Source organism: Fictibacillus phosphorivorans (assembly GCF_007673525.1).
GTDB lineage: Bacteria > Bacillota > Bacilli > Bacillales > Fictibacillaceae > Fictibacillus > Fictibacillus phosphorivorans_C.
Map to the genome: position 1 here is coordinate 3,125,574 of NZ_VDZU01000001.1, position 10,242 is coordinate 3,135,815.

Consider the following 10,242-nt stretch of genomic DNA (forward strand, 5'->3'; position numbering starts at 1 on the left):
CGCCGCCTTGACGAACTTTAGGTAATTTTAATGAAGAGTAAGCATAAAGAATAGATTGATACGTACGTGCATCGACTGATCCTGTCACAGGCAGTCCGTGACTCTTTTGAAAATACTTAACACCTTTTACTGTTGAGGCATTATAGTAGCCATTTATTTTCCCAGAATAACTGCCTAGAGACTTTAACATGGATTGAATTGCATACACATCGGGACCTTTTGCATTTTTCCCAACTGCAGAAGCAGCGTTTGAAGTACCTAAAAGTAGAGCTAATGCCAAAACAAAAGCACTAACGTACTTCGTTATATTCTTTGCGTTTTTTTGCCAATACATCTTGTGACATCTCCTTATTTCTTTATATTGTTGTAACGTTTTATAATTTTTCCTAAAATACGTTTTTTATGTCGGGTTCTCGCTCAAAAAATTTAAGCAAAAAAAATAAACCTGAATCCGTTAAGATTCAGGCCATAAGAATTTTACTGTTTTGTATCAAGTGGTTTTAATTTCGCTTCGATTTCTTCTCGATGAGCTTCTAAGAATGGTGGTAGTGCAAGTGACTCACCAAGATGTTCAATATCTTCGTCCGTATCAAATCCTGGACCATCTGTTGCAAGTTCAAAAAGAATGCGATTTGGTTCACGGAAATAGAGAGATTTAAAATAAAAACGATCTACAAATCCGGAATTCGGAAAGCGTGATGTTTTTACTTTTTCAATCCATTCATGAAGTTCTTCTTCATTATCAACTCGAAAGGCAACATGGTGCACTCCACCTCGACCAAGTCGTTCTTGAGGAAGGTCATTTCGTTCTTCTACATGAATTTCAGCACCACTTCCCCCTTCACCTGTTTCCAACACTATAATTTCAGGTTGACCAGTCACTTCTGGTGCGTAGCTTCCAATTTTTTTAAAACCTAATAGTTCAGTTAGCACTTCTACAGTTGGTTCAGCTGAAGGCACAGTTAACCTTACAGGGCCAAGCCCAACGACTGCATATTCTAGTGGTGTTGTGCTTTTGTTCCACGGCTGACCACCTGCAACTCCTTTGTTATTTTCATCCGAGACTAAAATCATTCTTTGACCTTCAGGATCTCTAAACGCCAATGTGCTACGGCCTGCACGTTTCATTATTTCTTCTGCTTTAATACCATGTTCTTTTAAACGATCTTTCCAAAAGCGAAGCGCATCATCATTTTTTACGCGAAGTGAGATAGCTGAAATGCTATTGTTACCATCATGGTTTCTTCCAGCCATCGGAATTTCAAAAAACGTAAGCTCTGTTCCTGGATTCCCCTTTTCATCACCATAAAACAAATGATAAACACTTGTGTCATCCTGATTTACCGTTTTTTTGATCAATCTTAAGCCCATTACTTCTGTATAGAATCTAAAGTTTTCAGGGGCTTTTGCAGTTAACGCGGAAACATGGTGAATTCCTTTAAGTTTCATCATAATCCCTCTTCCATTCCATTTTCTTTTATTATCTCCCTTTGCTAAGAAAATGCCCAATAAAAAGCTTTGAGTACGTTCGTATGTTATTAACATGTGTACGAAAAAAGAAACTCCTGATAAAAGGAGTCCCTTAGGTTTGAATCTATTCGACAACCAGATAATGCATACTGAACCAGTTCTTATCATCACACCACACTTTTTTAGGTGTGAATCCACACTGTCTCGCCATATTTTGAAACTCTTGAATCGTAAATTTATAAGAATTCTCAGTGTGGATAGTTTCTCCTTCAGTAAAGAAGACATTTTCATTACCGATGGTTATCATCTGATTTACCAGGCTTACAAGATGCATCTCAATTCTGCCCTTTTCAGCATGATAAAAAGCATGATGCTGAAATTTTTCGAGATCAAAGTTTGCCAAAAGTTCTCTGTTTAACCGGTTTAGTAAATTAATATTGAATTGACTTGTGATCCCTTTATTATCATTGTAAGCCGCATTCAACACAGCGCGATCTTTTTTCATATCTACACCGATCAACAAACCGCCTTTTGGCTTAAGAAAATCCGCTGTCATCTTCAAAAAATTTATTCTTTCCTCAGGCTCAAAGTTTCCAATCGTAGATCCCGGAAAGAACACCGCTTTGCGTTTAGATTTGAGATCAGGCACCTCAAACTTATCCGTATAATCGGCAGACACAGCATGCACGTCTAGATGAGGATATTCAATTGACAGAGCTCGTGCGGATTGATACAGAAAATCTTTAGAGATATCGATCGGTACATATTCTTTAAGTTCAGGCAATGATTCAAGAAGTGTCCTAACTTTTTCACTGCTGCCGCTTCCGAACTCTACGAGTGCCGTATCCCTTCCGATCGCGTGAGCCATTTCATCTTTATATTTATTTAAGATCAGCAGTTCTGTTCGGGTCGGATAATATTCTGCGAGCATCGTAATCGCTTCAAACAGCTCAGAACCTTTTTTATCATAAAAATATTTAGGTGAAATGAACTTTTTCTCTTGTCGCAATCCATGAAGTACTTCACTATACATATCTGTTTCAGGTTCGTTTCCGATGTGATAATGAACGTTCGATCTTATCGTTTTCATGTGAGATCCCCCGCTAAGCGAATTCCGCTGAACTGCCACCTTTTATCGGCTTGAAAAAAGTTACGATAAGTAGGTCGAATATGCCATTTAGAGGTTGCACATGATCCACCTCGTAAAACGATTTGATTGCACATGAATTTTGCATTATATTCACCGAGCGCACCTTCAAGCGGTTTACTCTGAGGATAGGATGTGTATGGGCTACAGGTCCATTCCCAAACATCTCCAAAGGCTTTCTTGATCGGTGATTTTGAATAAGATTCACCCACCATTGGATGAAACGATTCTTCTTCAACAAAATTCCCTTCTATTGGGAGGGACCTCATCGCATGTTCCCACTCTGCTTCTGTTGGCAACCTTTTTCCGCTCCACCTAGCAAAAGCATCTGCCTCATAAAAACTTACATGGCAGACAGGTTCATCAAGATTTAATTTCTTTTCACCTGTTAATGTGAACGTGTACCAGCCATCCTCACTCTTACGCCAATAAAGAGGATGTTTCCATTTTTCCTTTTTAACGGTTGCCCAGCCATCTGACAACCAATGCTCAGGCTGCTCATATCCCCCCGCCTCAATAAATGAAAGATATTCTTCATTCGTGACGGGATGGGAAGATATCTCGTAAGCATTCAGCCAAACTTTGTGACGTGGTCGTTCATTATCAAAGGAGAACCCAGCTCCTGTAAAACCAATTTCAACGAGTCCTCCTTCAATCTTAATTTCAGTGACTTGCGATTTTTGCTCAGAATTTGTGTGTTCAGGTGAAGACGGAGATTCTGTGTACGAAGGTAGTAAAGGGTTGCAGCTGAAGTTATATTTTACATCTGTTAATAGAAGTTCCTGGTGCTGCTGTTCGTGTTGAAGACCGATCTCAATCAGATCCTCAACCTCTTTTGGTAACTGATCTCCATAGATTTTAAGAAGACTCAAGATTTCTCTGTTTATATGGTCACGATAGGCATACACCTCATCCATCGACGGCCTGGAAAGCACGCCTCTTGAATGTCTGGGATGATACGAACCAATCGTTTCATAGTATGAATTGAAAAGATAATCAAATTTTGGATTAAAAGGAACATAGGAGGGATTCTTTTCTTTTAAGATGAATCGTTCAAAAAACCATGTAGTGTGTGCTAGATGCCATTTTGGCGGACTCACATCTGGCATCGCCTGAATGATCGTATCCTCATTTTGAAGTCTTGATGCTAGTTTTTCAGATAATGATCTGATTCTCTCGAATTGCCCAATTAATCTTTCTACCGCTACCTGATCGATTGCCATAAATATCCTCCCTTAATTAGCTGATGCTTTCTACCACATTGCCTTCTGTTGGAATAGGATGTTCTTTTAATAATTTTGCAAAGTGAATCAGATTGTAAGTCATTATTTTATTGTGCTGCATCGTAAACTCATTCTTGTTACCTTCCGCTTCAATATAGGAAGGTCCTGGACCTGCTTCACCAACCCAATATGTATCCACATTCGGCGGTATGGTGAATCCAATGTGAGACAAGCCGTACAGAATGGAAGCACTCGCGTGTTTCGCTCCATCCTCATTACCTGTCACAACAACACCTGCCACCTTGTTATAAAATATATATTGGCCTTTTTCGTTCGTCATACCACTGGCCCCGTATAGCCTCTCTATTGCTTGAGTAGCAAGGCTGCTCTTTTCACCAAGCCAGAGCGGCGTTCCAATGATGAGGATATCAGCCTTTTTCACTTTTTCAAAAATCTCTGGCCACTCGTCACCCTCTCCTTCATCTGCAGAAACACCATAAGCGATCCTGTAATCAGCAAGCCTTACCATTTCTGTATCTATGTTGTTCTTATTAAAAATATGCACCGCTTCGTTCATCAAGCTTTCGGTATTGGAGACTTCATCACCACTTTTAAGAGACGCATTAAGTAGAAGTGCTTTAATCATGAGATTGTCCCTCCTGTTTAAAACCATATTAAAGTATAAATAGCCGAAAATTAGAAAATTAAAACAATTTACACGAATTCTTAACATGACGGGAACAAAACGATTGAAATTACTAGGGACATCGGTTTAGTGAGCAGTGGGAAGTTAGCTTTTCCTTCCGAGGAGGACAATCGCACGTTCAGTGTTCCTGTGGAAAGCACATCTTTAGCATATGTTATTGTTGGGAAGGCTTATTAAGTCTTGGTCGCTAGTAATTAAGCCGGAAACGCTATAAATTAAGTCTAAAATAAAATAATTAGGTCTGATTCATCTACAATTAAGTAAAAATCGAAAAATATAGGCTTTTCGACAAAAGATGATACACTTTCTCTACCTTTACTCCATAAAAAAAGAGAGCCTTCCTAAATAAGGTGGCTCCCTCAAACAGTATTAATCTTTTAAAAACTTGCGGTCGAAAATGAAAGGTCCGAACGGCAGTACAGAAGAAACTAATGCCAAGAATGCACGCATAATCGGCCACTTCTTCACGTTATACACATACAGAATGACTAGAATATAAAGAACGAACAATAGACCGTGTAGAGCACCAACAATTGATACGGCCATCGGCTGATCTAAGAAATACTTCAACGGCATGGCGATGAAAAGAAGGATTAAGAACGAAGCTCCTTCAAGATATCCTACTGTTTTTAACGTTTTTATTGGATTCATAACTGAACATACCTCCATTATTGCATAATGACGATTCTATCTTTAGTTTTATCATAAGTAGGTAGAAGTTAGACTTCCAAACCATAACTATTGTGTGAACAAATGCAAAAAATAGTTGGGGTCAGACCCCCAACTATTTTGCTTTTCCTCAGCTTTCCTTTTTCCACCGGTGTGTTTGCTCTATTTCTACTACCCCAAAAAGCTGGTTTACTTTTTCAGTCTATTTTTCATATCTGCAATTATCTCTTCGTATGGTGTATTTTCTACTCCATCATATCTGGATACGACTTTTCCTTCTTTATCCACTAAGAAGAAGGCTGATGCATGGATGAACTGGTCTGAGTTAGGATCAGCCACTACTGGTGTTTTGAATGAATCTCTTGCTAACTGTTCGATCTGTTTCTCTTCATAGCCACCAAGAAAGTGCCAGTTCGAAAAGTCTGCGTCATAGTTTTCACCAAACTTCTTCAATGCATCAGCATTATCCCTTTTTGGATCGATAGAGAAAGAAACAAATTCTACATCAACCTTCTCTTCCTTTGCCATCCCTTGCAGTTTAGCCATATGTGCAGTCATAGGCGGGCAAACTGTTGTACAATTTGTGAAGATAAAATTCGCCATCCACACTTTACCTTTTAAATCTTCCAATCCAAATTCTGCCTCATTTTGGTCTTTAAAAGAAAACGACTGAACGTCCCAGTCTAATGACTGAGACGTTTCCTTGCTTTCGCTATTATGTTGTTCGTGGTTCTTATGATTCTCGTGTTCGTCCTTTGGTCCGCCTGAACCGCATGCAGACAATATAGCCATCGTCAGCACCAGTCCAAAAATCAGCATCATTCTTTTCATTTCTTTCTTCACCTCTACTAATTTTATGACAACCAAGCCTTAAGTGGTTTTACTCGTGGTATTACAAAGCGATCTAATAAGAATACAAAAACGAAAGATATACCTGCGAGTGGCATAACAATACCTGTTATGACCATGAGGATGATGATCCACGGTTTTAGCTTCTTGTCCGATTTTTTTGGTACTCCTAATCTTCCAGAAGGTTTACGTTTCTTCCACATGATGAGAGAAAAGATGACGATCGCTACTAAACCGAGAGCAGCTATTACTCCTAAAATTTGATTAGCCAGACCAAAATAATGACCTTCATGCAGCGCAATTCCGATCGAAATCGCTTTAGCCATCCAGCCGTAATCACTAAACCTCACATCTTCTACTATTTCTCCGTTATACTGGTTAAAATAGACGGTAGCTTCATTTTCCGGTTTATCTCTTGAAGAAGCAACAGTAAATACGCCATCTTCTCCTGCAGGCATTGAAATCGTGTAAGGCTTTTGGATCTTGTTCTCTTGAGCTAAGTACATCACTTGATCTACAGAAAGTGATTCGTCATCTTTCGTTGATGTTGGAGCAGGATTGTTCTCCGTTGCCCATGGAATATCTTCTGCGATCTCATCTGTTGTCTTTTCAGCATTTGGCGCCATAAATGCATAAGTTGGATAACCTGCATTTGCATTTGTCGCCAGCTTGTTGATCTGTTCTCCCATCACACCTGACCATGGCAGCCCAGTAACGATAAGGATTAGTATCATCAACGACAGCCAGAACGCTGTCACTGCGTGAAGGTCTCTCCAGAACATGCGGCCATTCTTATTAAGGCGCGGAAAGATCGTTCCCATGAAAGTCTTTTTGTTTCTTGGCCACCAAATGTATAGACCTGTCACCAATATGATGATCGTCCAACATGCAGCAAGTTCTACGAATCGATTAATGAACGTTCCTCCAACAATCCATTCACTGTGAAGCTTAGCGACAACATTTTTGAAATGATCCTCATCAAGTATCCTTCCTGTTATAGACGCTGTGTATGGGTTTACATAAACCTGTGTAACAACATCATTTTCTATCACTTTTACTAAAGTAGCTCGATTATCTTCTTTCGGAAGTCTGACCGAACCAATCTCTGCGCCAGGATACTCCGCTTGAACAGTGTCAATCTGCTGCGAGAGAGGAAGAGGTTGGTCACCTTTTTGCACAATGATCTTGTCTTTGTAGATCATCGTTTCAATTTCAGCTTGGAATAAATATAATGCTCCACTGATAGCAAGTAAGATCAAAAAAGGTGCAAATATAATTCCGCCATAAAAATGCCATCTCCAAAACGTCTGGTAAAGACTGTTAGATTTTTTTGAAGCATTCTCGTTGTTTTCTGATAACTTATAAGCTGTTGCTTGCATATCTATATTCTCCTTATTCATACTCAATATGGAAAAGTATAAACAACAAGCTGGAAATGGTAATCACTCTAAAGGGTGATTACGAATATAAAATTGTGTCGATTGTATGACACTGGAAATTAAACGATTCCATTATCGTAAGCATAACTCGCTAATTGTACACGGTTTTCTAGATGCAGTTTCCCTAAAATGTTCTTCATATGTGTTTTAACCGTATTCTCAGAGATATTGAGAACTTTTGAGATTTCCTTATTGGAATGCCCCTTGGCAACCAATTGAAGCACATCTTGTTCCCGTGCTGACAGAGCTTGCCCAGCTTGTCCATCCTTCTTAAACTCTTTCCAAATTCGAAAAGCCATCTCTTTCGACATCGGTATTTCATCCATGGCATAAGCTTTTAATCCATTTAACATATCTTCTGTGTTCAAATTTTTAAGAAGATATCCTTGTGCCCCACGCTTTAAAGCTTCAAACCAGTCCGTAATGTCATAAGAAACCGTCATAATCACGATTTTTATGTTTGGAAACTGCTTTTTTATTTCTTTTGTCGCTTCAAACCCATTCATATTTGGCATAGAAATATCCATGAGTACAAGATCCGGCATAAGAGCTTTTGTCTTCTCTATCGCTTGTAAACCGTTGGATGCTTCACCAACAATTTCAAACTCAGTCTGACACTCTAAAATCTCTTTTACACCCTCTCGAGCAAGATGATGATCATCTACAATCAATAAACGAATAGGCTGTATCATGCATTTCCCTCCTTCTCAATCGTGATTGTTGTTTTTCCTGCCGTGCTGGTAATCTTTAGCTGCCAGTCCATTGAATACGCTCTGTCATGTAAAATTTTTAGACCAAAACCCTCTGTTGGCTCTTGAGAATCAAATCCTGTCCCTTTATCTACAATCGTACAAACCCAACCTTTTGGAGTTTTCATCGTATCCAACCATACTTCATTCGTGTTAGCGTGTTTAATTACGTTGATAATCGCCTCACGAACACAAGCAAATAATTCGATTTTTTCCTTTGAAGTCAGATCTTCATCTTGTAATCTCCACTCTCGATGAATCTTGAAATCATGCTGAGTCTCCATTTCATTGAAGAATGCATTTAATGATGTAGTCCACGAAATATCATCTTGAGCTGGAACGTTTCGAAGATTTTGAATCGCACTTCGCGTATCATCGTGAATGTGCTGCAACGTTTTCTTGAGTTTATTATACGATTTATCATCCTTACTAAACTCACTTCCTAGCTTGTTCACTTGGACCGAGAGAAAAAATAAAGACTGTGCGATGCCGTCATGCAGCTCTTTCGCAATTTTTTCACGTTCTTCTAAAACCGCTTTTTCTGACCGTTCTCTCTGTAGCTCCTGCTGCATACGCTCTAATCTTCCAAACAAGATATTCAAAAAATAAAGCGTAACAAGAAATACGATGATGGCAGAGAGCCAGTTTCCCGTGTTCATCGATATATAAGGCAACAGAACCGTATGTCTAACGTATTCCCATAAACCAACGGAGATTGTTGGAATCAGCAGGATCAACCACTTAATTTGTCTGTATGTCATCTGCCAGACTTCCCTTCACTTCTTACTAATTCTATAAACATCATAAATCATACCACAAAAAAAACCGACGTATTATACGCCGGTTGATCAACTTATTCCTGCATTTTTCTTCAATCTTTCAGCAATCTGCATAAAATCTTCATGAGAGATACCTGGCGCAAACTCTTCTGAGATAGACCGTAACTCCGGCATCGGAGCACCAGCTGGAGCGCCGATCACTGTCTCAAGTGGACCACCTAACGGATGCTGACCTGCCCAGATTAATGCGATATCTCGATAATCCGTATCACTGAACGTATATAACTTTCGGTGTACGCCTTCTGCCTCAAATTTTCGCGTCGTTTCAAACGCCGAGTTCTCTAGATCAGGTACGGGTAGCATCTTCTTAATATCAACACCTGTTACCATCTCAATCGCTTTTGCATAAGCCAATACGTGCACACCACCGCGTACAAGAAGATATCCAATCATCTCTCTGGCAACAGGGTTACTCGTCATCTCATAAACTCTCATCTTATGTGTTCTAGCTCCACACTCTAAGAAAAAGTTGTGCAGAAGATCAAGAAGTAGATTTCCACTGCTGAACACATAATCGCCGTTCCAAGCTTTTCCCATCGAATCAAAAGGGAAGGATGTTTGTGCCGTACCAATAAAATGTTGAGTGTTCCTTTTGTCTGTTGCAGCTGCCATCGGTGCGTCGTTCACATCTCCAGGATGTGTAGTACCATAAATCATCATATTGATCGTGTGTGAAACAAGCTCAACGTGCCCAAATTCTTCTGCTGTAATACTCGAGACGAGGTCAAAAAATGGTTTCAATTTCCCTCTTTTTCTAAAGTTAAAAGATTGATACATATAGTTATTAAGAGTCGACATCTCACCAAAACGACCACCTAACAATTCTTGAACTGCCGCTGCCGCATTCGCATCAGGATTCGTCGGTGTCGGCAGTTCGATCGCCAGCCGGTTAAAGCGTTTAAACATAAAGCTTCCTCCTCACGATTGCATGTCGTTTAAGGGTATGTGAAGTTATGATTGTACTATACCGATTATTTCATGAGGAAGATTGAGGAGATAAAATAAAGAATTAACACAAATTTCTGGTATCGTTCGCGATTCTCGTAAATCGCTCACAAATCTTAAGAATCGCTCACAAACCTCAAGAATCGCTCACAAACCTCAGGAATCGCTCACAAACCTCGAGAATCGCTCACAAACCTCGAGAATCG

The 10,242-nt window shown here is 39.6% G+C and carries 11 protein-coding genes; all 11 read right to left on the bottom strand.

Annotated features, from left to right (window positions below; translation table 11 throughout):
* The coding region (locus tag FS458_RS15695; protein ID WP_144703711.1) for a peptidoglycan-binding domain-containing protein at positions 1 to 334 on the bottom strand (334 nt) is incomplete at its 3' end.
* A 143-nt stretch (positions 335 to 477) separates the two neighbouring features.
* Positions 478 to 1,449 (bottom strand): ring-cleaving dioxygenase, encoded by a 972-nt coding sequence (locus tag FS458_RS15700; RefSeq protein WP_144703714.1) that lies wholly within the window; start codon positions 1,447 to 1,449, stop codon positions 478 to 480.
* Positions 1,450 to 1,594: 145 nt separating this feature from the next.
* Positions 1,595 to 2,560 carry an L-histidine N(alpha)-methyltransferase gene (gene egtD / locus FS458_RS15705; RefSeq protein WP_144702307.1) on the bottom strand — a complete coding sequence of 322 codons (966 nt, stop codon included), beginning with the start codon at positions 2,558 to 2,560 and terminating at the stop codon, positions 1,595 to 1,597.
* Positions 2,557 to 3,840 (bottom strand): ergothioneine biosynthesis protein EgtB, encoded by a 1,284-nt coding sequence (egtB, locus tag FS458_RS15710; RefSeq protein WP_144702310.1) that lies wholly within the window; start codon positions 3,838 to 3,840, stop codon positions 2,557 to 2,559. The genes egtD and egtB overlap by 4 nt, the downstream gene beginning before the upstream one ends.
* Positions 3,841 to 3,856: 16 nt before the next feature.
* On the bottom strand, positions 3,857 to 4,486 hold the full coding sequence (locus tag FS458_RS15715) for a flavodoxin family protein (RefSeq protein ID WP_144702313.1): 630 nt from the start codon (positions 4,484 to 4,486) through the stop codon (positions 3,857 to 3,859).
* 429 nt (positions 4,487 to 4,915) lie between these two features.
* A complete protein-coding gene (locus tag FS458_RS15720; RefSeq protein WP_066391923.1) occupies positions 4,916 to 5,197 on the bottom strand; it encodes a DUF3817 domain-containing protein in 282 nt (93 codons plus the stop codon).
* 207 nt (positions 5,198 to 5,404) lie between these two features.
* The gene (locus FS458_RS15725) at positions 5,405 to 6,046 is read right to left on the bottom strand and encodes an SCO family protein (RefSeq protein ID WP_144702316.1); all 642 of its coding nucleotides are present in this window, start codon (positions 6,044 to 6,046) and stop codon (positions 5,405 to 5,407) included.
* Between the two features lie 23 nt (positions 6,047 to 6,069).
* On the bottom strand, positions 6,070 to 7,443 hold the full coding sequence (locus FS458_RS15730; protein WP_144702319.1) for a PepSY-associated TM helix domain-containing protein: 1,374 nt from the start codon (positions 7,441 to 7,443) through the stop codon (positions 6,070 to 6,072).
* A 119-nt stretch (positions 7,444 to 7,562) separates the two neighbouring features.
* Complete coding sequence (locus tag FS458_RS15735) at positions 7,563 to 8,195, bottom strand: response regulator (protein ID WP_186320582.1); 633 nt, start codon at positions 8,193 to 8,195, stop codon at positions 7,563 to 7,565.
* Positions 8,192 to 9,013, bottom strand: a complete 822-nt coding sequence (locus FS458_RS15740) for a sensor histidine kinase (RefSeq protein ID WP_144702322.1) — start codon at positions 9,011 to 9,013, stop codon at positions 8,192 to 8,194. Before FS458_RS15740 ends, FS458_RS15735 begins: the two co-directional genes overlap by 4 nt.
* A gap of 87 nt (positions 9,014 to 9,100) precedes the next feature.
* Positions 9,101 to 9,997, bottom strand: a complete 897-nt coding sequence (locus FS458_RS15745) for a manganese catalase family protein (RefSeq protein ID WP_066391910.1) — start codon at positions 9,995 to 9,997, stop codon at positions 9,101 to 9,103.
* Positions 9,998 to 10,242: the final 245 nt, after the last annotated feature.